The organism is Agromyces archimandritae, from assembly GCF_018024495.1.
GTDB lineage: Bacteria > Actinomycetota > Actinomycetes > Actinomycetales > Microbacteriaceae > Agromyces > Agromyces archimandritae.
This window is the reverse complement of the sequence record NZ_CP071696.1, coordinates 2,710,438-2,732,826: the sequence shown is the minus strand read 5'-3', so window position 1 is coordinate 2,732,826 and position 22,389 is coordinate 2,710,438. Positions and strand designations below refer to the sequence as shown.

23 protein-coding genes are annotated in these 22,389 nt (G+C 69.0%); 4 read left to right on the top strand and 19 right to left on the bottom strand.

What is annotated here, in order from left to right; all coding sequences use genetic code 11:
* Positions 1–113: 113 nt before the first annotated feature.
* From G127AT_RS12475 to G127AT_RS12455, 5 genes are all read right to left on the bottom strand, one after another.
* On the bottom strand, positions 114–695 hold the full coding sequence (locus G127AT_RS12475) for a hypothetical protein (RefSeq protein ID WP_210897359.1): 582 nt from the start codon (positions 693–695) through the stop codon (positions 114–116).
* 102 nt (positions 696–797) lie between these two features.
* Positions 798–1,736, bottom strand: a complete 939-nt coding sequence (rsmA, locus tag G127AT_RS12470; protein WP_210897357.1) for a 16S rRNA (adenine(1518)-N(6)/adenine(1519)-N(6))-dimethyltransferase RsmA — start codon at positions 1,734–1,736, stop codon at positions 798–800.
* Entirely contained in the window at positions 1,733–2,644 is a 912-nt protein-coding gene (locus G127AT_RS12465) for a TatD family hydrolase (protein WP_210897355.1), read from the bottom strand. Before G127AT_RS12465 ends, rsmA begins: the two co-directional genes overlap by 4 nt.
* An 8-nt stretch (positions 2,645–2,652) precedes the next feature.
* A complete protein-coding gene (metG, locus tag G127AT_RS12460; RefSeq protein ID WP_210897353.1) occupies positions 2,653–4,212 on the bottom strand; it encodes a methionine--tRNA ligase in 1,560 nt (519 codons plus the stop codon).
* A 57-nt stretch (positions 4,213–4,269) separates the two neighbouring features.
* On the bottom strand, positions 4,270–6,045 hold the full coding sequence (locus G127AT_RS12455; protein WP_425305859.1) for an SDR family NAD(P)-dependent oxidoreductase: 1,776 nt from the start codon (positions 6,043–6,045) through the stop codon (positions 4,270–4,272).
* Positions 6,046–6,064: 19 nt separating this feature from the next.
* Between G127AT_RS12455 and G127AT_RS12450 the strand changes: the two genes are divergently transcribed.
* Positions 6,065–6,334, top strand: a complete 270-nt coding sequence (locus G127AT_RS12450; protein ID WP_210897349.1) for a type II toxin-antitoxin system Phd/YefM family antitoxin — start codon at positions 6,065–6,067, stop codon at positions 6,332–6,334.
* Positions 6,324–6,761: a type II toxin-antitoxin system VapC family toxin gene (locus tag G127AT_RS12445; protein ID WP_210897347.1), complete on the top strand. Its 438-nt coding sequence runs from the start codon at positions 6,324–6,326 to the stop codon at positions 6,759–6,761. The genes G127AT_RS12450 and G127AT_RS12445 overlap by 11 nt, the downstream gene beginning before the upstream one ends.
* Positions 6,762–6,764: 3 nt before the next feature.
* Here G127AT_RS12445 and rsmI read toward each other — a convergent pair whose 3' ends face one another.
* Entirely contained in the window at positions 6,765–7,589 is an 825-nt protein-coding gene (gene rsmI, locus G127AT_RS12440; protein WP_210897345.1) for a 16S rRNA (cytidine(1402)-2'-O)-methyltransferase, read from the bottom strand.
* An 83-nt stretch (positions 7,590–7,672) separates the two neighbouring features.
* Here rsmI and G127AT_RS12435 point away from each other — a divergent pair, with 83 nt between their 5' ends.
* The gene (locus tag G127AT_RS12435; RefSeq protein ID WP_210897343.1) at positions 7,673–9,346 is read left to right on the top strand and encodes a dolichyl-phosphate-mannose--protein mannosyltransferase; all 1,674 of its coding nucleotides are present in this window, start codon (positions 7,673–7,675) and stop codon (positions 9,344–9,346) included.
* A gap of 56 nt (positions 9,347–9,402) precedes the next feature.
* Here the strand turns inward: G127AT_RS12435 and G127AT_RS12430 are convergent, their stop codons facing one another.
* Genes G127AT_RS12430 through G127AT_RS12420 form a run of 3 tightly spaced genes read right to left on the bottom strand, consistent with a single transcriptional unit; the run spans position 9,403 to position 10,729 of the window.
* Positions 9,403–9,780, bottom strand: coding sequence for a hypothetical protein (locus G127AT_RS12430; protein ID WP_210897341.1), 378 nt, complete (start codon positions 9,778–9,780; stop codon positions 9,403–9,405).
* Positions 9,777–10,199 carry a hypothetical protein gene (locus G127AT_RS12425; RefSeq protein ID WP_210897339.1) on the bottom strand — a complete coding sequence of 141 codons (423 nt, stop codon included), beginning with the start codon at positions 10,197–10,199 and terminating at the stop codon, positions 9,777–9,779. The genes G127AT_RS12430 and G127AT_RS12425 overlap by 4 nt, the downstream gene beginning before the upstream one ends.
* Positions 10,196–10,729: a hypothetical protein gene (locus tag G127AT_RS12420; protein ID WP_210897337.1), complete on the bottom strand. Its 534-nt coding sequence runs from the start codon at positions 10,727–10,729 to the stop codon at positions 10,196–10,198. Before G127AT_RS12420 ends, G127AT_RS12425 begins: the two co-directional genes overlap by 4 nt.
* A gap of 12 nt (positions 10,730–10,741) precedes the next feature.
* Between G127AT_RS12420 and G127AT_RS12415 the strand changes: the two genes are divergently transcribed.
* Positions 10,742–11,014 (top strand): hypothetical protein, encoded by a 273-nt coding sequence (locus G127AT_RS12415; protein ID WP_210897335.1) that lies wholly within the window; start codon positions 10,742–10,744, stop codon positions 11,012–11,014.
* A gap of 20 nt (positions 11,015–11,034) precedes the next feature.
* On the opposite strand, the gene G127AT_RS12410 is transcribed toward G127AT_RS12415, so the two are convergent.
* The 10 genes from G127AT_RS12410 to G127AT_RS12365 all read right to left on the bottom strand — a co-directional run bounded on the left by G127AT_RS12410 (position 11,035) and on the right by G127AT_RS12365 (position 22,356).
* A complete protein-coding gene (locus G127AT_RS12410) occupies positions 11,035–11,607 on the bottom strand; it encodes a GNAT family N-acetyltransferase (RefSeq protein ID WP_244857566.1) in 573 nt (190 codons plus the stop codon).
* A 58-nt stretch (positions 11,608–11,665) separates the two neighbouring features.
* Positions 11,666–12,799 (bottom strand): serine hydrolase domain-containing protein, encoded by a 1,134-nt coding sequence (locus tag G127AT_RS12405; protein ID WP_210897333.1) that lies wholly within the window; start codon positions 12,797–12,799, stop codon positions 11,666–11,668.
* Positions 12,735–13,628, bottom strand: coding sequence for a MurR/RpiR family transcriptional regulator (locus G127AT_RS12400; protein WP_210897331.1), 894 nt, complete (start codon positions 13,626–13,628; stop codon positions 12,735–12,737). Before G127AT_RS12400 ends, G127AT_RS12405 begins: the two co-directional genes overlap by 65 nt.
* Positions 13,625–14,506, bottom strand: coding sequence for an ABC transporter ATP-binding protein (locus G127AT_RS12395; RefSeq protein WP_210897330.1), 882 nt, complete (start codon positions 14,504–14,506; stop codon positions 13,625–13,627). The genes G127AT_RS12400 and G127AT_RS12395 overlap by 4 nt, the downstream gene beginning before the upstream one ends.
* On the bottom strand, positions 14,503–15,423 hold the full coding sequence (locus G127AT_RS12390; protein ID WP_210902116.1) for an ABC transporter ATP-binding protein: 921 nt from the start codon (positions 15,421–15,423) through the stop codon (positions 14,503–14,505). Before G127AT_RS12390 ends, G127AT_RS12395 begins: the two co-directional genes overlap by 4 nt.
* A 56-nt stretch (positions 15,424–15,479) precedes the next feature.
* The gene (locus tag G127AT_RS12385) at positions 15,480–16,391 is read right to left on the bottom strand and encodes an ABC transporter permease (RefSeq protein WP_244857565.1); all 912 of its coding nucleotides are present in this window, start codon (positions 16,389–16,391) and stop codon (positions 15,480–15,482) included.
* 163 nt (positions 16,392–16,554) lie between these two features.
* The gene (locus tag G127AT_RS12380; RefSeq protein WP_210897326.1) at positions 16,555–17,550 is read right to left on the bottom strand and encodes an ABC transporter permease; all 996 of its coding nucleotides are present in this window, start codon (positions 17,548–17,550) and stop codon (positions 16,555–16,557) included.
* 72 nt (positions 17,551–17,622) lie between these two features.
* Positions 17,623–19,302, bottom strand: coding sequence for an ABC transporter substrate-binding protein (locus G127AT_RS12375; RefSeq protein WP_210897324.1), 1,680 nt, complete (start codon positions 19,300–19,302; stop codon positions 17,623–17,625).
* Between the two features lie 152 nt (positions 19,303–19,454).
* Positions 19,455–20,615 (bottom strand): exo-beta-N-acetylmuramidase NamZ family protein, encoded by a 1,161-nt coding sequence (locus G127AT_RS12370; protein ID WP_210897322.1) that lies wholly within the window; start codon positions 20,613–20,615, stop codon positions 19,455–19,457.
* A gap of 4 nt (positions 20,616–20,619) precedes the next feature.
* Complete coding sequence (locus G127AT_RS12365; protein WP_210897320.1) at positions 20,620–22,356, bottom strand: glycoside hydrolase family 3 protein; 1,737 nt, start codon at positions 22,354–22,356, stop codon at positions 20,620–20,622.
* Positions 22,357–22,389: the final 33 nt, after the last annotated feature.

The window sequence follows — 22,389 nt, the reverse complement described above, 5'->3', positions numbered from 1 at the left end:
ACGGGGCCGGCGCATCGCGTGGCCCTGGCCGCCCGGTCGCGACGCGCCGGGGAGCTGTCGCGATCGTCGCACGTCAACGCTAACGGATGCGCGGGTGCCGGCCCGGCCGGTGGTCATTCGATGCTCGCGAGCCATTCCCGGTATTCCCCCTTGAGATCGCCGAGGCCCCCGCCCGTCGCGAGGCCCGTGCGCGTGATGCCGATCTGCGTCCGCCCCGACGGCGTCGGGCTCGCGGATGCCGTGAGCGCCCCCTCATCGAGCCGCCACCTGGCCGTCGGGTACTTCACGCCGCGGCTGACGGCATCCGGTTCGCGGCCGAGGCGCGCCACGAGGCCGGCGATCAGCGCGGCGAGCACCTCGTCCTCCGTGCGCCCCTCGCTGCCCGGCAGGGTGCGCGTGACGGAGACCTCGAAGCTGCCGTCGGCGCGCTGGCCGGGCAGTCGGATGCCGCGCACCTGCTCGTAGGCGACCGTGAGGCCCTGCGCCCACCACGCATCCACCCCGAAGTCCTCGACGAGCAGCCGGGCGATCTCGGTGTGCGTGCGAGTGGTCGCGTCCTCGCCGTCGAGCAGGGCGAACCAGGCGTCGCGGCTCTTGCCGGTGGCGCGTTCGACGGCCTCGTTGCCGGTCAGTTCCGTGCTCGCGCCGACGCCGCGACGTGCGGCCCCCGGGCGCCGCGTCCCCCGCTCCCCCATGCCGCCACGCTAGCGTGCGGGCGCGCCGGGCGCCAGAGCGATGGCGGGAAGCCGGTCAGTCGGCGGGGTGCACCCGGGCGATCGCGAGGAAGTCGGCCACGGTCAGCTGCTCGCCGCGGGCGGCGGGAGCTGGACCCCTGCCGGACCGGATCCCAGGTGCGCCCGGGCGATGGCGAGGAAGTCGGCGACGGTCAGCTGTTCGCCGCGGGCGGCCGGGTCGATGCCGGCCGATTCGAGCACGGCGGCGGCGGATGCCGTGGTGCCGCCGAGCCTGCCGGAGAGCGATTGGCGGAGCATCTTGCGGCGCTGCTGGAAGGCGGCGTCGACGAGGGCGAAGGTCGCGGCCCGTTCGGTCTCGGTGCCGGGCGGGTCGTGGCGTTCGAAGGCGACGAGCACCGAGTCGACATTCGGCACCGGCCAGAACACCTGGCGGGACACCTGCCCGGCGGTGCGCCAGTCGGCGTACCAGGCGGCCTTGACGCTCGGTGCACCGTAGACCTTCGAGCCGGGTGCCGCGGCCAGGCGGTGCCCGACTTCGGCCTGCACCATGACGATGCCGCTCGCGAGCGAGGGGACGTGTTCCAGCAGGTGCAGCAGCACGGGGACGGAGACGTTGTACGGCAGGTTCGCGACGAGACGGACGGGCTCGCCCGGCAGCTCCCGCACCTTCAGCGCGTCCTCGGCGACGACGGTGAGCGAAGCGCCCGGCTGCATGAGCTCGACGGTGCGCGGCAGCTGTTCGGCGAGGCGCCGGTCGATCTCGACGGCGATGACGCGTGCGCCGGTCTCCAGCAGTCCGAGGGTGAGGGATCCGAGCCCGGGGCCGATCTCGAGCACCGTTTCGCCCGGCTCGACGCCGGCAGCCTGCACGATGCGGCGGACCGTGTTGGCGTCGTGTACGAAGTTCTGCCCGAGCTTCTTCGTCGGGGTGACGCCGAGGAGTTCGGCGAGGTCGCGGATCTCGGCCGGGCCGAGCAGGCGCGGAGTGGATGCCGCGGGCTCGCCGCCGCCGGCGTCCGCATCGGGCCGGTACCCGCTCATGCCCCGCTCGCCCCGCCGGTCGACCCGTCCACGGCCTCATCCTGCCATGAGCCGTACACGGCGACGGTGTTCGCCGCGAGCTGCGTGCACAGTTCGGCGAGGTCGGCGCCGAGCACCTCGGCCATGAACCGCACGGTGTGCGGTACGAGGTAGGGCGCGTTCGGGCGCCCCCGCAGCGGCGTCGGCGTGAGGTAGGGGGCGTCGGTCTCGACCATGATGAGCTCCCGCGGCAGGATGCGGAGCGCTTCGCGGAGGTTCTCGGCGTTCTTGAACGTGACGTTGCCTGCGAATGAGCAGTACCAGCCGGCATCCGCCGCGATCCGGGCGAGCTCTTCGCCGCCCGAGAAGCAGTGGAACACGGTGCGCTCCGGCGCCCCGACCCGGCGCAGGGTCGCCACGACGTCGTCGTGCGCGTCGCGGTCGTGGATCTGCAGGGCCAGGCCGTGCCGCCTGGCGATGTCGATATGCGCTTCGAAGGAGCGGAACTGGGCGGGGCGGCCCTCGTCGTCGGTGCGGAAGAAGTCGAGCCCCGTCTCGCCGACGGCGCGCACCCGTGGGCGGGCGGCGAGCTCGTCGATGCCGGCGAGGTGTTCGTCGAGGGCGCTGGATGCTTCGAGGCCGGGCGCGTCGTTCGGGTGCAGAGCGACGGCGGCGAGCACGCGGGCGTCGGCGGCGGCCAGTTCGGCCGACCAACGGCTCGTGGCGAGGTCGGTGCCGACCTGCACGACACCGGCGACGCCGACCGCTTCGGCGCGCGCGAGGTGCTCGGCGGCGTCGATGGGCAGGGCGCCGTCGGCGATCTCGAGGTGCGTGTGGTTGTCGTAGACGGCCACCGGCAGCGGCTCGGGCGACGGCGGGTACTCGTGCCTGCCCCCGTCGGAGCGGGCGCGGAGGTGTGCCTCGCTCACGGCCGGCCTCACTCCCCGGATTCGATGCGCGGGAACAGCGCCTCGAGGGGGGCGACGCGCTCGCCGAGCACGGCGTGGTCGGCGCGGTCGATGCGGGCGTCCGCGACGGCCCCGGGGGCGCCGAGCGCCGTCCACAGCTTCGCGGTCGCCTTCGGCGCGACCGGCGAGAGCAGCACGGCGAGCGTGCCGAGCCCGCGGTACGCGGTCGCGAGCACGGTCCCGAGCCGTTCGCGCTTCGCCGGGTCCTTCGCGAGCGCCCACGGCTCCTGCTCGGTGAGGTAGCCGTTCAGGGCATCCACCAGCTGCCACACCTCGGCGATGGCCTCGTCGATGTGCAGGCCGCCGACGGCCGCCCACGACCGCTCGGTCGCGGCACGCTCGACGGCGCGGATCCGCTCGTCGGCAGGCTCGAGGGCCCCGGCGGCCGGCACGACGCCGTCGCAGTAGCGGGTGATCATCGCGATCACGCGCGAGGCGAGGTTGCCGAAGCCGTTGGCGAGCTCCGCCTGGTAGCGGGCCGCGAGATCCTCCCACGAGAACGAGCCGTCCTGGCCGAAGTGGATCGCGCGCATGAAGTAATAGCGGAACGCATCGGAGCCGAAGGTCTCGGTGATCTGCTCGGGGGCGATGCCGGTGAGCTTCGATTTCGACATCTTCTCGCCGCCGACGAGCAGCCAGCCGTGCCCGAAGACGCCGCGGGGCACCTCGAGGCCGGCGGCCATGAGCATCGCCGGCCAGATGACGGCGTGGAAGCGCAGGATGTCTTTGCCGACGATGTGCTGCGCCGGCCAGCGCCTGGCGAACTGCTCCTCGTCCTCGCCGTAGCCGGCGGCGGTGATGTAGTTCAGCAGCGCGTCGAACCAGACGTAGACGACGTGCGACTCGTCCCAGGGCACCTTGACGCCCCAGTCGAAGGTCGAGCGCGAGATCGACAGGTCCGCAAGGCCCGCGCGCACCCAGCCGAGCACCTCGTTGCGGGCCGACTCGGGCTGGACGAAGTCGGGGCGGGTCTCGTAGAGCTCGAGCAGGCGTTCGGCGAAGGCCGAGGTGCGGAAGAAGTAGTTCTTCTCGTGCAGCAGTTCGACGGGCTTCGAGTGGATCGCGCACACGAGCTGACCCTCGTACTCGCCGGTGCCGGCGACGAGCTCGGACTCCTGCTTGTACTCCTCGCAGCCGACGCAGTAGAAGCCCTCGTATTCGCCGGCGTAGATGTGGCCGTCGTCGTAGAGCTTCTGCAGGAACTTCTGCACGTTCCGCTCATGACGTTCGTCGGTGGTGCGGATGAAGTCGTCGTTGGCGACGTCGACGGTCTCGAGCAGCGGGATCCACGCATCCGCCACGAGCTTGTCGGCCCACTCCTTCGGCGTGACGCCGTTCGCGGTCGCCGTGCGCAGGATCTTCTGGCCGTGCTCGTCGGTCCCCGTCAGCATCCAGGTGTCGTCGCCCGCCTGGCGGTGCCAGCGTGCGAGCACGTCGGTCGCCACCTCCGTGTACGCGTGCCCGATGTGGGGCACGTCGTTGACGTAGAAGATGGGCGTGGTGATGTAGAACGAGGAGCCGTCGGCCATGCGTGCAATTCTATGGGCCGCGAGTGGATGCCCCGCTCGTGTGACGGGGCTGCGCCCTCAGCGCTCGGACTCCTCGTCGCGTTCGCGCTCCTCGCGGTGGCGGCGGCGGACGCTGCCGTCGCCGATCGCGGCCGGCACGGCCTCCTCGCTGCGGAGCCGTTCGTGCGGGGTCAGCGTTCCGAGGGTCGCATCCTGCTCTTTGATGTCGACGCCCTGCACCCGCTGGCCCGGGTAGTCGACGAGGTCCATGCCGAGCACGATCTTGCCGGCGGCGCTGCGTTTCTCGAGGGCGCGGTACGCATCCTGCACGCGGTCGAGCGGGAACACGTCGGCGATCGGCAGCTGCAGCCGGTGCGCGGCCAGGCGCGCCGTCACGCGTTCGAGCGCGATGCGGTCGCCCGCGTAGAGCTTGGTGACGCCGTGCTCCTCGACCGCATCCCAGTCGGTGATGGTGAGCACGCGCGCCGGCGGCACCCCGAGCCCGAGGGCGATGTCGGCCTGCCCGCCGAGGAAGTCGAAGAAGGCGCTGACGCCGCCCGGCGCGAGGTCGCGGATCCGCCGCTCGAGGTCGGAGCCGTACGCGAGGGCTTCGATGCCGAACTGCTGCAGGAAGTCGAGGCGTTCCTCGGCGCTCGTACCGATGACGCGCGCGCCGCGTTCGAGGGCGAGCTGCGCGGTCAGGCAGCCGACGCCGCCGGCGGCGGCCGTGACGACGACCGTGTCGCCCGGGCCCGGAGCGGCCGTGTCGATCGCCGCCCACGCCGTGGTGCCGGCGACGTAGACGGAACCGGCGACCTCCCACGGGAGCTCCTTCGGTTTCGGCACGAGCTGGCCGACGGGCACGGCGACGAGCGTGGCCTGCGCGCCGCGATCCACCCAGCCGAGCACTTCGTCGCCCGGTTCGAACCGGTCGACGTCGTCGGCGACCTCGCGCACGATGCCGGCGAGGTCGCGACCCTGCGCGGCCGGGAACTCCACGGGCCAGCGCGACGGATGCGCCCCCGAGCGGATCGACATCTCCACCGGGTTCAACCCGGTCGCGACGACCTCGACGATCGCCTCGCCCTCGCCGGGCTGCGGATCAGGCACCTCGACGACCTCGAGGGTTTCGACGCCGCCGAATTCGGAGAACCGCACTGCGCGTGCCATCTCGGACCCCCTTCCCCGGGTTCCGCTCCTATTCTCCTCCGCTCGCGCGCGGGAGTCGAGGCGTCCGCGTGTCGGGCGGGGATTCAGCCGGCGTGGATCCGCTCGGCGAACTCCCAGACGGACCGGCCCGCCTCCGGATCGCCGAAGCCGGCGAACGGCGCGCGTTCGCGCGAGGGCGATCTTCGATCGGCGGTAGCCGCGGAGGGATCGCGCCGCGGCATCCGCACCCGATGCGAGACGACGCCCGGGGATGCGGCCGAACGCCGCCGCGAGGCTCGACTGCACCACGACCCGTGTGCCCGCCTCGCGGAGCCGCGGCAGCATCCCGAGCACGAGCTCCGCGTGGCCGAGGAAGTTCGTCTGCATCGCGAGGTCGAAGCCGTCGGCGGTGGTGCTGGCGCCGTGCTCGCCCGCGGTGACGACGCCGGCGTTCAGCACCAGGAGGCCGACGGGCTCGTGCGGCCCGCCGGCGAACGCCCGCACCGAGTCGAGGCGGGCGAGATCGAGGTCGGCGAGGGCGATGCGGGCCTCCGGGGCCGATGAGCGGATGCCGGCTGCCGCCCGCTCCCTCTTCTCCCGGTTCCGCACGGGCACGAGCACCTCGGTGCCGCTCGCGGCGAGCGCGCGCACATGCGGCCAGCCTACGGATGCCCGCGCACGGCGATCCGTGCTACACGGTGGCACCTGGTGCTACCATTGGGGCATGAGCCTGCCGCACGACCTCAGCCAGCGCGACCTGCGCATGCGCTCGCGCGAGATCATGGACGCCGTCGAACGCGGCGAGGGCTTCACCGTCACCCGCGACGGCCGCGGCATCGCCGAACTCATCCCGCTGCGCCGGCGACGCGAGTTCGTGCCGGCCGCGCGACTCCTCGCCGCCTGGCGCGGCGCCGCCGCCCCCGATCCCGACCGGTTCCGCGCCGACCTCGACGCCGCGAGCGACCACACCGTCGACGACCCCTATGCCCGCTGACGGCACGCGCTCGGCCCGCATCCCGCGGGGCCTCCTCGACACGAACATCCTCATCCACCTCGCCCGGCTCGACCAGACCGTGCTGCCCGACGAGGCCTCCGTCAGCGCGATCACCTTCGCCGAACTCGCCGCCGGCATCCACGCCACCGACGACGCGCTCGAACGCGCCGCGCGCCTCGACGTCCTGCAACGCGCCGAGGCCGTCTTCGAACCGCTGCCGTTCGATGCCGAAGCCGCCCGCTCGTACGGACAGGTCATCGCCGCCGTGCGGAACGCCGGCCGTTCGCCGCGCGCTCGCGTCGCCGAGCAGATGATCGCCGCGATCGCCGCCTCACGCGGGCTGCCGCTCTACACGACGAACGTCGAGGACTTCCTCGGGCTCGCCCACCTGCTGCGGGTCGTTCCGGTCGGGCGGCCGAGCGATTGAGCCCTACCGCTCCCGGCGGGCGGCGAGAGCCGCCTCGTACAGCTCGCGGCGACTGAGGCCGGTGTCGCCGGCGACGCGCGCGGCCGCATCCTTCAGCCGTTCGCCGCCGTCGACGAGTTCGAGCACCCGCCCGAGGGCCGCATCGGCGTCGGCGACGGGCGGCGGGGCGCCGTGCACGACGATGCAGATCTCGCCCCGCACCCCGCCGGCCGCCCATTCGGCGAGCTCGGCGAGGGTGCCGCGCCGCACCTCCTCGTGCAGCTTCGTGAGCTCACGGCAGACGGCCGCGCGCCGATCCGCGCCGAACGCGGTCGCCAGGTCGGCGAGGCTCGCCGCCAGCCGCGAGGGCGCCTCGAAGAAGATGAGGGGGCGCTCGTCTGCGGCCAGTCCCGCGAGACGGCGGGCGCGATCCCCGGCCTTGCGCGGCAGGAATCCCTCGAACGCGAACCGGTCGCTCGGCAGCCCCGACACCGCAAGCGCCGTCACCGGCGCGCTCGGGCCCGGCACCACGGTGACCTCGACCCCGGCATCCACCGCGGCCGACACGAGCGGGAACCCGGGGTCGGAGACCGTCGGCATCCCGGCGTCCGTCAGCACGACGAGGTCGGCGTCGCGGGCGAACTCGGCGAGCTCGGCCGCCTTCTGCCGTTCGTTGTGCTCGTGCAGGGCGATGAGCTTCGGCCGGTTGGCGATGCCGAGGCCGGCGAACAGGCGCTGGGCGACGCGGGTGTCTTCGGCGGCGACGGTGGATGCCGTCTCGAGCGTCTCCCGCAGGCGCGCCGACGCATCGCCGAGGTTTCCGATGGGCGTGGCCGCGAGGATGATCATGCCCCAAGTCTCCCGCACGTGCGCCCGGCTCGCCCGGCCGTGCGCCTCTGCGCCGGGCGCGGCCGCTCCCCTAGCATGGGCGCATGGATGCTGCGGGGGACGCCGGAACGCGTGAGGCGACCGGAGCCGGCGCCCGGACATCCACCCCCCGAACCGAAGACGGGGAAGTCGGCATCCGCGAACCCGACGCGCCCGACGAACCCCGCGGCAGCGGCCTCGACCGCTGGTGGGCGCGCATGCTGTCCACCCCCGGCCGCCGCCGCGCATGGACGTGGGCCGGGCCCATCGCCGTCACCCTCCTCGCCGGCATCCTGCGGTTCTGGAACCTCGGGCATCCGCACGCCCTCGTCTTCGACGAGACCTACTACGTGAAGGACGCGTGGACCCTCCTCCACCTCGGCTACGAGGCGACCTGGCCCGACGACGCCAACGCCTCCTTCGAAGCCGGCGACACCGACGTGTTCGGCAGCGACCCCTCGTATGTCGTGCATCCGCCGCTCGGCAAATGGATGATCGGCCTCGGCATGGCCGCCTTCGGCGCCGGCGACGCATTCTGGTGGCGTGCGACGACCGCGCTGGCCGGAACACTCGCCGTCCTCATCCTCACCCTCGTCGCCCGCCGTCTCTTCGGGCAGACCGCGCTCGCCGTCGTCGCCGGCCTCCTGCTCGCCGTCGACGGGCACGCGATCGTGCTGTCGCGGGTGGCGCTGCTGGACACCTGGGTGATGTTCTTCGCCCTGCTCGGGTTCTGGTTCGTGCTGCTCGACCGACGATGGTCGGAGGAGCGGCTGCGCCGGCGAGTGGATGCCGCACGAGCCTCAGGGGCCGACCCCGGCTGGGGGCCGGCGCTGTGGGCGAGACCGTGGGTGTTCGCCGCGGGGGCAGCGTTCGGGGCGACGGCGGCGGTGAAATGGTCGGGGCTGTACTTCCTCGCCGCGTTCGGCGTGTACCTGGTGGTGGTGGATGCCCTGGCGCGCCGCCGCGCCGGCCTGCCGTTCTGGGCGTCGGCGGCGATCCTCAAGCAGGGCCCGGTGACCGTGCTGCTGTACCTGCCGGTCGCGCTCGTCGTCTATCTCGCGAGCTGGACGGGATGGTTCGCCACCGAAGGCGGTTACGACCGGCACTGGGCTGAAGACCCGGCGAACGCCGCCGGCGGACTCTTCGCCTGGGTGCCGACGGCGCTGCAGAGCCTCTGGCATTACCACTCGAGCGCATACGACTACCACATCGGCGTGCATTCGCCGCACCCGTGGCAGGCGGCCCCGTGGAGCTGGCTGCTCATGATCCGCCCGACCAACATGTACTTCCACACCCAGGAGACGCCGACATGCGGCGCCGGCAGCTGCGTCGAATCGATCATGGGCATCGGCAACCCGCTCATCTGGTGGGCGGCCGCCGCAGCCGTGCTCTACCTCGTCTACCGCCTCGCCCGCTACCGCGAATGGCGCGTCGGCCTCATCCTGATGGGCCTCGTCGCCGGGTACTTGCCGTGGCTCATGTACTCCGAGCGCACCGTGTTCCAGTTCTACACGATCGCCTTCCAGCCCTACACGATCCTCGCGCTCGTCTTCGTCATCGGCCTCATCGTCGGCCGCCCCACCGACCCCGAATGGCGCCGCACACGCGGCCTCGCCACCGTCGGCGTCTTCCTCACCGCCGTCCTCCTCGTCACCCTCTTCTTCTATCCGGTCTGGGCGGCGATCCCCGTGCCCCCGCTCTTCCGGCAGCTGCACTTCTGGCTGCCGACGTGGGGGTAGGACGGAGGTCTGTCAGCGGTCCGTTCACAGGCATGCCGAACCGTCCACGCGGGCGTCTACCAGCGGCAGGTGTAGTCGATCACCGGTGGATCCGCGCTCACCTGGATACGACCGAAATCGCCGACCACGACGTACATGCCGTCGTGTGGCTCCAAGCAATCGATCGAACCGAAGTCGATGCTGCCGTTCGCATCGATAGCTGGGCGGCTCGCGTCCTGGTTACCCCACCTCAGATCTGTGACGCCCTGGAACAGCAGCCGGGCGTTCCGATAGCAGTATTGCTCGTCGGAGTTTGGCGGTCGGAAAAGGGGATGCTCCTCGGTAAGCACCAGCTCGAGATCGAACTCGAGCACTCCCGGCCGCGAGCGAATACCGAGCACCCAGCTGTCCTCCAAGTACACGTTTGCGAAACCAGGCAACATCTCGTACCTCACTCGAGCTCTGCCTTCCGAGGCTTCGCCTGCCCGGCACGGGCGAACGCGAGCGCCGACCGTGTCCAGACAAGGACGACGACCGTGAGGATGACGACCGTCGTGACGACCGCGAGGACGTCCGGGAACAACAGCAACGTCGACGTCAACCAGACCGCATACGCGGAGATGACCAGCGCAGACCAACGGGACCCGCGGAGCACCAGCATCCGCAACAGGATCGGAGGCCCGGCGACGAACACCGCGACGAACGCGAACACCATGATTCCGGCATTGAACATCCAAGGTTCGCCCGTCACTGCTTCGCGCCACCCGTTCACCGCTATATGAACGACCTCCAAGGCGCTCACGACAAGCAGACCGATCGCCGCGTACCGAACGGAGTCGGGAACCAACCGGGCGACCTTGCTGTCGAACCTCATGCTGCTCCTCGCGCGGGGGCCACGAAGGCGGCGGCGACGGGTTCGAACGGTGAGCCCCACCCCGCAAGCCCGTCGGAGATCATTCGCCGATCGTTCACGTCAAGATCCGGCGGCGCCTCTCCAAGGCCTGGAGCATCTCCGGTGAAGAACGCCGCGCTCTCAGCAGTGAGTTCGAGCCGGGCTCCCGGAGCAGGCCACATCGCAAGGTCGAGTGTGAACCCTCGGTTCCGGACCTTCGGCACGGATCCGCCGACCGTCCACGCAGTCAAGGCTGTGTCCCTTGCTGAACCGGTCCACGCCGCCGCGCGCACGCCGCGACCGACGAGGAGACCGGTGTTGCCCTGGCGAAGCTGAAGTGCTTGACGCAAGTCGAAGATCACGCCGACCATGCGAGTCAGCGCATCGAGCCGAATGTCGAGGATCTGAGCCTCCAAGAGAGCGTCACGGTCCGTCAGCGGGTTCATCTCCAGGGTCGATGCATACTCGTCGTGAGATCCGTCTCGCAGGAGGAAATCGCTGATCATCGTCATGGCAGAACAGTATTGGCCGGAGGGAGCGAAGGTCGGACATGCGCAGCATTCACGGAACAGTACGCACCCAACTCGCTCCCTCGAACATGGCTCGCTCCCGGGGCCGGTCCACCCTTCGAGCGGCTGCTCTTCGACCGATGGCGCCGCACACACGGCCTCGCCACCGTCGGCGTCTTCCTCGCCGCCGTCCTCCTCGTCACCCTCTTCTTCTCCCCCGTCTGGACGGCGATCCCCGTGCCCTCACTCTTCCGGCAGCTGCACGTCCCGCTGCCGACGTGGGGGTAGGGGACGGTCGCCGAGCGCGCCTATTCGGCCACGGTCAGGTCGTAGCCGAGAGCGGTTGAGTCGTCGTTGAGGGGCACGAAGCCGAGGTGCTGGTAGAAGGCGATCGCGTTCGCGTTGTTCACGCCGACGCCGAGGTGGATGCCGGGCACGCCGCGTTCACGGAGCGCGTCGGCGAGTGCGTCGATGAGTTTCCGCCCCCATCCGGAGCCCTGTGCTTGCGGCAGAAGGTCGATGTGCAAGTGCGCGGGGTACCTCGTCGCGTGCGGCGATGCGTGCGAGCCGATCCCGGACGCGATGCCCACCAGCCGTGCTTCCTTCGCCTGCTCTGCGCTGAGATCGACCTCGTCTTCGGCGTTCCCGCGCTCCGGCCACCGGTGCGCCACGGCCGGCCAGTACTCCGCCGCGAACCACCGTTCGAACGCATCCGTGTCGTCCGTTCCGAGCACGTAACCGATCGGCTCGTCGCGGTCATCGGTGACGACGAATGTCAGGTCGGGGTGCCGCGCCGCGTATGGCAGCGCATAGATGTTGGCCCAGAGCGAGTCGTCCGGCAGCTGCCCCGTCGCGTCTTCGCCCGACGCCGCGGTTCTCACGCAGATGTCCGTGAGGAACGGCTCGTCCCCGGGCTGAAACGGCCGAAGGCGCGTGGCGTCAGCCATGGGCCGCTTCATCTCTCGGCGTGACGACCGCGGCAAGCTGCGCGGCGAACCGGCGTCGGAACGGTTGGATGTCGACATGCTCGCGACGAGGATGCACCCGGTTCGTCAGCAGCGCTGCCGCTGTCCGCCGCACGGGGTCCACCATCCACGACGTGCCCGTGAACCCGGTGTGGCCGTACCCGCCGATGTCGCCCATGAACCCCCGGTCGTCGATGCGCAGCCCGAATCCGTGGCCGTGTTCCGCTTGATGTTCGGGCCGAATCTGCTGAGTCGTCATCAGGCGATGCCCGGCGCTGGTCAGCAGGCTGCGGTCGAGAAAGCTCTGAGCGAACTTCGCGACATCTGCGGCGTTCCCGAACAGCCCGGCGTTGCCGGCACGACCGCCGAGGTACCAATTCAACTCGTCGTGCACTTCGCCGCGCACCACTCCCCGACCGTCAGCCATCCGTTCTTCCGTCGCGGCCGTGATCGCCGGGTCGACGGGCCCGAAGGCGAGTGATTCAAGCCCGAGCGGCTGCGATACCTCGTCGCGCACGAGGTCGGCGAGCGGTGTGCCGGTCGCCGCTTCCGCGACTGCTGCCGCGCCGATGAATCCGACGCACGAGTAGCGGAACACCGCGTCCGGCAGGGTCTCGAGCGGCGTGCGCAACACCCCGGGCAAACGCTCGCCCGGCGGAGGATGCGGCACGGTACGCCAGTCGGATGCCGCGGCCGGCAGCCCCGAGGTGTGCGTCAGCAGCATCCGCATGGTGATCCGGTCGGCTCCTTCCCCGGTGCCGACGGGGAGCACTTCTCGTACGGGTGCATCCGGGTCGATCACGCCACGTTCGATGAGCCGCACGATGACCGTCGCCGTCACCGTTTTCGTGAGCGACGCCAAATCGAACAGGGTCGTGTCGGTGACGGCGGTCGGGTCCTCGTACGCCAGGGTGCCGACGTTCATCACCATGGGCTGCCCGTCGACGGTCACGGCCGCCGAGGCACCGCTGAAGAGCCGTTGTTCGACACCCTCTTCGAGCAGCGGCTGCAGCGAGTCCACGAGCATGTCGGCGCGCGTCGAGCTATTCATCGCTGGGGGTCCGGCCCCGAAGATCCTCGATCGCCGCCCGGGTGCCTTCGAGCGCACGCATGCTTTCTTCGAACGTCTGCTGCGCGATGGCGACGAACAGGCAGTCGACGACGGTCAGTTGCGCAAGTCGCGAACCGGTCGCGCCCGAACGGAACGTCGTTTCGCGTGCCGCGGTCAGCAGCGTGCGGTCCGCGAGCTTCGCGATCGGCGAGTTCGGCGAGTTCGTAATCGCGACGGTGCGGGCGCCGTGCTGTTTCGCGATGCGCAGCGGCTCGATCGTGTCGAAGGTCCGCCCGGCGTGCGAGAAGCCGAACGCGATCGTACGGTCGTTCGAGAGACCCGCCGACGTCACCGCCTGGTGCGGGTCGAGGAACGAGAACGCCGTGCGCCCGATGCGATGCAGTTTCTGCTGGAAATCCATCGCGACGAGCGCGGATGCCCCCACACCGTAGATCTCGATCCGGTCGGATGCCACGACATCCTTCACGACGGCCGAGAGTTCCGGCACCGAAACGGCCTTGGCCGTGTCGGCGACCGATCTCGTGTCGGCGAATGCGATCTTGCTCACGACCGAGGCCATGTCGTCGTCCGGCAGGATGTCGCCGTCTTCGAACTGGGGCTGTTCTTCGTGGCTGCTTGCGCCGACTTCCATCGCGAGCGCGAGGCGCAGCTGCGCGTACCCGTCGATGCCGAGCTCTCGGCAGAAGCGCACGACGGTCGTTTCGGATGTGTTCGCCGCGCTCGCGAGCGCGCTGATCGGCATCTGGGCGACAGCCGCCGGGTCGGCGGCGATGATTTCACCGACGCGGCGCATCGCCGGTTGGAGTTCCGGAAGGTGCCCCCGGATCCGCACGTGCAGCGGCACCCCGTTCGCCACGTTCGTCACGCTTCCTCCGTCACCACGTCGATCAACGATGCTCGGCCGCTGGCCGCATCCGCTTCCTCGGCCAGCTCTCGGCGCACGGCGTCTCGCAGCTTGCCGTGATTCGCGGGCTCAGGCGCGGCGCTCAAGAGCAGCTTCGTGTAGTCATGCTGCGGGTTGAGGATCACTTCATCGCTCGGCCCGTACTCGACGACTTCACCCTTGTATAGCACCATGATCTCGTCGGAGAAGTGCCGGGCGGTCGCGAGATCGTGCGTGATGTACAACACGCCGAGATTGTCCTCGCGCTGCAGACGGGCCAGCAGATTGAGCACCGACAGTCGGATCGAAACATCGAGCATCGACACCGGCTCGTCGGCGACGAGGTACTTCGCACCGGGCGCGATGGCCCGGGCGATTGCGACGCGCTGGCGCTGCCCCCCCGAGAGTTCGTGCGGGTTGCGGTCGGCGTACAGTTCGGCAGGGGTGAGATTCACGCGCTCCAGCAGATCGAGCACCTGTGGCTCCGCCTGGGCGGACGACGTGGCGCGGCCGTGCAGTCGCAGCGGCCGTTCGATGTGGTGCCGGATCGAGTGGAAGGGGTTGAGCGATGCGAACGGGTCCTGGTACACCATTTGCACGAGGTGCAGGTACTCCTGCGCCCTTCGGCCGGGGGCCGTAGCCGAAACGCCGTCGACGGTGATCGTGCCCGTCGTCGGCCGTTCCAGTCGCATGATCATCTTCGCGATCGTCGATTTCCCCGACCCGGATTCGCCCACGAGCGCGATGGTCTTGCCCGGCTCGAGCGTGAACGACACGTCATCGACGGCGACGAGTCTGCGGGAGCTGAGACCTTTGCGGATCTTGAACTCCTTCGTGACGTGGTCGACGACGAGGCTCATCGTTCCGCTCGATCCGTGTGCAATGCGGCATCCGATTCGTCGGCGCCGACATCTTCCGCGCCCTCCCCGGCTGCGCCCTGGCCGGTGTCGCGCACGAACGCCCCCTCGTCGCCGAGCAACGACGGGAACGACGACAGCAATTGCTTCGTGTACTCGTGCTGCGGGTTCTCGAACACGTTCTTCGACGTGTTGAGCTCGACGATCTCACCCGAGCGCATGATCGCGATCCGGTCCGAGATCTCCAGCAGGAGCGGCAGGTCGTGCGTGATGAAGATCACGGCGAAGTTCAGCTGCTCCCGCAGTCGCATGATCTCGCGCAGAATGCCGCGCTGCACGACCACGTCGAGCGCGGTCGTGGGTTCGTCCATGATCATCATCTGCGGGTTGAGGGCGAGTGCCATCGCGATCATGACGCGCTGGCGCATGCCGCCGGAGAGTTCGTGCGCGAACGCGGTGAGCCGTTCGGGATCGACGCCGACGAGTTTCAAGAGCCCCTGGGCCGTCTCGGTCATGGCCTTCTTCGACATTCCCGGCCGGTGCGTTTTCAGCACGTCGAAGAGCTGCGCTCGAATCGAGATCACCGGGTTCAGCGAGTTCATCGCGCCCTGGAACACCATCGAGCACTTCTCCCAGCGGAACTCGCGCAGATCGTTCTTCTGCAGCTTCGTGACGTCGATATCGGCGCCGCCCTTGTCGTGGAACGTCACCGAGCCGCTTGTGAGCAGTGCCGGCGGCTTGAGCAAGCGGTTGAGGGCGTAGGCGAGGGTCGTCTTGCCGCAGCCCGATTCGCCGGCGAGCCCGAGAATCTCGCCACGGTTGAGGACGAGGTCGACGCCCTTGACGGCGCGAACGGGCGGATTCACCTCGTACGTGACCGACATGTTCATCGCGGTGAGCACCGGTTCGTGCTCGGCCATGTAGTCGGCGTGGTCGGGCGTGGTGAGCGGGCCCGTCCGTATCGCGCTCTGCGTGGTCACGGCGTGCTCCCTTCCCGAACGGATGCCGTGCGGCCGCCGTTCTCCTTCGCGGCCTTCTTCGCGTCGCGCTCTGCCTTCCGAACCTGCCGAACCGCTTCGGGAGCGGCCTTCAGGCGCGGGTTGATGGTCTCGTCGATCGAGAAGTTGATGAGCGACAGCCCGCACCCGAGCAGCGCGATCATGAGCCCCGGCGGAACGAACCACCACCACGCGCCGACGTGGAATGCGTTCTGCTGCGCCGCCTGGTTGAGCATCGTGCCCCACGTGATCGAGCCGGACGGGCCGAGCCCGAGGTACGACAGACCCGCTTCCGAGAGCACCGACAGCACGACCGCCGAAAGGAACTGCGCTGCGAGCAGCGGCAGCAGGTTCGGCAGGATCTCCACCAGGATGATGCGTGGTGTCTTTTCGCCGGCCGTGCGGGCCGCCGAGACGTAGTCGCGGTTGCGCAGGGATCTCGCTTGCAGACGCAGCACCACGGCGGATCCTGCCCACGAGGTGGCACCGAGCACAAGCGCGATCATCCACATCGAGCGGTTCTGCAGGTAAGCCGCGACGACGATCACCAACGGCAGGCCCGGGATCACGAGCATGATGTTCGTGATGAGCGACAGCACCTCGTCGGTGAATCCGCCGCGGTATCCGGCGACGATCCCGAAGAACAGCGACAACACGATCGCGATGAGGCCGGCGGTCGCACCCACCAGGATCGACCCGCGAGCGCCTTCGGCCAATTGGGCCAGAACGTCGGCGCCGAGGTTGTTGGTGCCGAGCAGATGCTGCGCAGTCGGGGCCTGCATCGTGGGGTTGTCGTAGCCGCGCGGATCCTGGGTGAGCAGGGGCCCGAAGACGGCGAAGAGCAGGATCGACAGGGTCAGGAACAGGCCGATGCCGAGTTTGACGTCCATCCGCGGGAGGTGCCGCGCGAATCCTTTCCGCGTTTTCGGTGTGTTCCCTCGTTCGACGGAGATGCGGGCTGTCGTTGTTCCGCTCTGCTGCACGATGAGGACATCGACGTCGGTGATATCGACCTGCTCGGGCAGGGTCGGTGCAACCTTGACAAGGTTCGGATCAGGCATTGCTTCTCACCCTCGGGTCGATGAATCCGTAAATGAGATCCATGATGAAGTTGGCGAGCAGCACCGTGACCGTGATCACCAGGAACACGCCCTGCATGAGCGCGAAGTCCTGATCCTGCACGGCGGAGATCAAGAGGCGTCCGATTCCCGGGTAGCTGAACACTCGCTCCATCACCACGGAGCCGGCGACCACGAATCCCAGCGTGATTCCCATGGATGCCAGCGACGGCAGCGCGGCGTTGCGGCCGGCATACCAGAAGAAGATTCGCGATGGGCGCAGCCCTTTCGCCTCCGCGGTCGTGACGTAGTCCTCGCTCATGACCGAGACCATCATGTTGCGCATGCCGAGCACCCAACCGCCGACGGAGGCGACGATCACGGTGAGCGCGGGGAGCAGGCCGTGGTAGATGACGCTCTGCACGAACGCCCACGACCATTCCGGTCCACCGTAAAACTCACGGAGGGAGTACCCGCCGATGATGGGGAACAGCCCGAGCGATACCGAGAACACCGAAACGAAGACGAGCGCGAGCCAGAAGTAGGGCAGCGACTGAAGGAGGGTCATCGTGGGGATGATGCCGTCGGCAGCGGTGCCGCGCTTCCACCCGGCGTAGGCGCCGAGTGCGATGCCGAGGACGAACGCGATGACGGTGGCGATGCCGACGAGGCCGATCGTCCACGGGAGTGCGGCCGTGATGAGGGATGAGACCGGCGCCGGGAACATCGAACTCGAGACCCCGAGGTCTCCGGTGAAGATGTTGCCCCAGTAGGTGATGTACTGCGACCACAGTGGGGAGTCGTCGGCACCGAAGATCGTGTCGATCGAGTTCAGGAGCGCGGGGGTGATCTCACCGCCGGCACGCTGCACCTTCTCGATGAAGATGATGCGCGGGTCTCCCGGCATCAAGCGAGGCAGCAAGAAGTTGAGGGAGACGGCCGCACACAGTGTCAGCACATAGAAAGATATTCGCCGCACGTAGTAGGACACGCGATATCCCTCCTTCGGGTTCGGGGATGGTGTTCTCCCCTCCCCGCCGGGGAGGGGAGAACACGGGCGGCGTTACTTGTAGCTGAGGCGCGACAGCAGGTAGCCTGCCGCGGCACCGCCGTAGGAGGCCGGGCTGATGTACAGGTCGTCCTCCGTCGGCCAACCGCCGAACCCGGCGTCGTTCATGAACGTCTGCGAGTGCGAGTGCAGCAGGTTGATGTACGGCACATCCTCGACGATGTTCTCCTGCACGATCGCGTAGGCGGCCTGCTTCTCCGCCTCGTCGTTGGTTCCGGCAGCCACCGACACGGCGTTGTCGACGTCCGGGTTGGAGTAGCGCGAGAAGTTCGTCTGCGTGGTGCTCAGCGATGTGCCCACGGGCTCCGTGGAGTTCGTCGTGAACGAGTCGCGGTAGATCTTGTACGGATCCGAGATGGACGTGCCGAACAACGCACCCATGAACATCTGGTAGTCGCCGGAGGACCGACGTTCGAGGTACTGGTCCTGCGTGAGCGTGTTGGTCTTCAGCTCGATACCGGCGCGCTTCGCCTGCGCCGCGATCAAGTCGGCGGCCGCGTTCTGGTCCGACCAGCCCTCGACCGACTCGAACTCGATGGACGCGCGCACGCCGTCCTTCTCGTAGATACCGTCGGATCCCTCGGTGTAGCCGGCCGTTTCGAGCACAGCGCGTGCGGCATCCGTTTCGGCCGAGCCCTCGTTGACCATCGGCATGCCGTCTGCGATCCAGTCATCGTCGCGCCCGGGCATCACGAACGTCGCCGAACCGGGGCTCGCGAGGCCGTAGTAGGCCTTCTCGATGATCTCGTCGCGGTCGATTGCGAGGTTGAGGGCCTGGCGAAGGGCCTTGTCGGTCTGCGCCCCCTCGCAGCCGAGTTCTGCATTCGAACAGATCAGCATGACCGTCGGGTTGGAGCCGACCGTCTCGATGTATCCGATGTCCGGCGAGCTCGTGAGCGAGTCGGGGTCAGGCACGAAGAACGTCGCGTAGTCAAGCTGGTCGGTCTTGAACAGCGATTCCGCCGAGGTGTTGCCGTCCTCGATACCGAGGTACTGCACGCGGCTGATCTCCGGGTGGCCCTCGTCCCAATAGTCGGGGTTGGCGACGAGGGTGTACGCGGCATCGGTGACGTGTTCGACCTCGAACGGCCCGGTCCCGACCGGGTCGGTGTCGTTGGCGAACGTCACCAGGTCGTCGACCTCGCCGAACACGTGCTCGGGCACGATGTAGGTCGCGCCAAGGACGGTGTACTCGTCCGAGAACGACGGGGCGTTGAAGTGGAACGTCACCGTCGTGTCGTCGACGACCTCGACATCGTCGAGGTAGTCCATGCTCATGGCGTCGTTCGTGAACGAGAAGACGACGTCGTCGGGGGTCAGGGACTCCCCGTCGTTCCATTCGACGCCCGACCGCAGGCCGACGGTCAGTTCTCGGCCGTCCTCGCTCCACTCGTAGCTCTCGCCGAGCCTCGGGATGGGGTCGTCGGCGCGAGCGCTGTTGTAGAGGAACAGCGGTTCGTACAGCTTGCCGGCGGTCGCGTTCAGCGCCGTCGGGGAATACGGGTTGAAGTTCGCCACGAGGGGCAGGTTCTCCCCCGCCCACACCACGAGCGCGGCGCCGTCGCCGGGCGCGCCGTTGTCATTGTCGCCGCTGCTGCTGCAGGCGCTGAGGCCGAGGGCGGCGACGAGGCCTGTTGCGACGAGCGCGCGTTTGCGCATGTTCTTCGCCAACATGTTGATTCCTTTCGAACGACTCTGTCCGGACAGATCGGATGGCCGGGACTCCCGGCATCCTATGTAGGTTTGTTTCCTTCAATCTAGGTCTTGCGTAGCATCCTTACACAGCCGTCGTGGATTTGTAACCCGCACGTTACAGAACGCGCGCGTCACGCTGGGTACAGGGGCCCGGTGAGGTTCGCTGCGGCGAGCGGGGAACGAACCAGCACATCATCGACGGAAGCGCCGTCGGCGAGACCCGTGCGCAGCTGTTCACTGCCCCACAGGAGATCGACGAAGAAGCGGGTGGCCGGCTGGCCCCGGCCCGGCTGCAGCCACGCGAACTCATCGGGGCACCTCTCATGCAGGGCGTGGAGCATCGAGACGCCCGTGCGGACGGGCTCGAACGCGCCGTGGTCGGTCACGTGCACCTGGACGGCGACGCAATGCTCGCCGGCGTGCTTCGAGAACGTCGGGGTGAAGTCCGCGCGGCGGAAACGCACGCCGGGAAGCTCACGTGCATTCAACTCGTCGGCGAACGTGACCGGGAGCCATGGCGCGCCGACGAGCTCGAACGGTCGCGTCGTCCCGCGACCCTCGGAGAGGTTCGTGCCCTCGAACAGCCCGGTGCAGGGAAAGGCCCTCGCGGTGTCGGGCGTCGGCATGTTCGGGGAGGGCATCACCCACGGCAGGCCGGTGTCGGCCCACGTCATCCTGTGGCGCCAGCGGCGCATCTCGATCACGGTCACATCGGACGGGTTCCCGGATGCAGCGTCACGCGCCGCGATCTCCCGGGCCAGCTCGCCGAGGGTCATGCCGTGGCGAATCGGGATGTCTTCGCGGCCGACGAAACTCGCGCACTCCGGCACGAGCCCCGGACCAGCCGCCCCGCCGCCGATGGGGTTCGGCCGATCGAGCACGACGAAGGGGATGCCGAGTCGGGCCGCGCTCCGCATGCAGTCGATGACGCTCCACGCGTACGTGTAGAAGCGCGTACCGACGTCTTGCAGATCCGCGACGATGACATCGAGGTCGTGGCTCGCGATGAGCCGATCGAGGTCCGCCCCGACGTGCCGGTATGTGTCGGCGATCGGCAGACCCGTCTCGTCGTCGACCGCGGTCTGCTCGGAGAAGCCCGCTTGAACGGCCCCTCGCACGCCGTGCTCCGGTCCCAGGAGTGCGACGAGCCGGTCGGTGACGCGGCGGATCGCGGCGGGAGCGAACTCGAGGTCGGTCGTCGTCGCGGTGTAGTTGGTGAGCATGCCCCACCGTCGGCCCGGAACGAGATCAGGATCGGCGAGGAGTCGTTCGAGTCCGGTCCGGACGTGCATGAGGTCAGCCCTTCCGTCGGGCGCTCTCGAGGCTCGGGACGGGCATGGGTCTGCCGCCCAGTGCCTCGGCCGCGCCGGTGAGTACGTGCGCGGCGGCGGTGAGCGACGGAGCGTCGTCACCGTAGCTCAGCACGAGCGGATACGCGCTCGGGACGGATGCGCCGTCGTACGGCGAGCGCGACGCGATCACGAACACGTCCAGGCCCGACGCGGTGAGGCTCTCGAGCAGCTCCGTGACGGGCAGTCCGCTCTTGAACGCGTCGCGCAACACCACGACGGCCTGGGTGGCATCCGATGTGACGGCTGCCGCGAGTGCGTCGGCATCGCCACCCCAGGGTGCCGCCGTGACGGTGTGCCCGGCGGTTTCGAGCACGGTTCGGATGACGCCGCCGGTGTCGGCACCGCGCCGGTACGGGTCGTTCCCGGGATGCAAGAGCAGGATGTGGGCGCCGGGCTGCAGGGTGGCGGGCGCAGCATCATCGCGAACGGCGATGGCTCGGGCGGCGGATCGCTGCACGAACCGCTCCTGCACGGCCGTGTCGACCGTCGCGGCAGCGGCGAGATCGAGCGTTCCGACGCTGCGTTTCTGCTTCAGACGCAGGATCCGCTTCGCCGATTCCCGCAACCGCTCACGCGACAGACGCCCATCCTTCACGGCAGCCAGAACCGCGTCGTACGCCTCCGGAAAATCTGCGGGCATGAGGATCTGATCGACGCCGGCATCCAGCGCTGCGACACACGCCTCGCCGGCTCCGTCCGGGTGCGCGGCCCCGCCCATGTCCATCGCGTCCGTCACGACGACGCCGTCGAAGCCGAGCTCAGCGCGCAGCAGTCCCTGCACGATCGCGCGCGAGAATGTCGCCGGGTTCTTCTCGTCCAGCGCAGGAAACACGACGTGACCGAGCATGATCGAATCCGCTCCGGCGTCGATGCCGGCTTCGAACGGCAACCGCTCCACGGCATCCCACGCATCACGTGCGATCGACACGATCGGCAGCTCGTTGTGGCTGTCGACGGCGGCGCGCCCGAGCCCCGGGAAGTGTTTCAGGGTGGCAGCGACGCCCTTCTCGCCGAGGGCTCTCACCACGGTGGCGACCTGCGCGGCCGCCGCGACCGGGTCGGCGCCGGCCGACCGGATGTTGACGCCCGGGTTCGCGGAACGCGTGTTGACGTCGGCGACAGGCGCGAATGCCTGCTGAACCCCCGCGGCAAGCAACTGGTCGGCGGTGTATGCGCCCGACAGCCGCCAGAGCTCGGCGTCGGCCGTGGCACCGAGCGCCATTGCACCGGGCAATTGCGGCACACCCACGCGTACACGGGCGACGGTGCCGTTCTCTTGATCGGTCGCGACCAGCAGCGGCACGTCGGCGACGTCCTGCAGCTCTCGGATCGTCGCTCGGATCGCGGGCAGCGACTCGTACCGGCCGCCGGGTGGGAAGTACGTCACCGCACCGACGTGGTTCTCGCGGATGAACTGCTTCAGCTGCTCGTTCAGCGCCTCGCTCGAGGCCTGCTCACCCGGGGCCTGCCCGTCGTCGCCGAACGCGAAGACATTCCGCGCGGCGTGGCGCCCGGTCGCGATGTTGAAGAGCTGGCCGACAAGGCGCTCGTCGTCCCAGGTATCGGCCTCGGTGAGCGCCGACAGCACGGTCGTTGCCACGATGTTCTCCTCCTCGACGCGGTGCGGGCCCGAACCACAGGGGCTGACCACCGTCAGAGGTAGTATCTTTACACAATTCAACGCTTCGAGGTAGGTTACTTACATACCTCGATG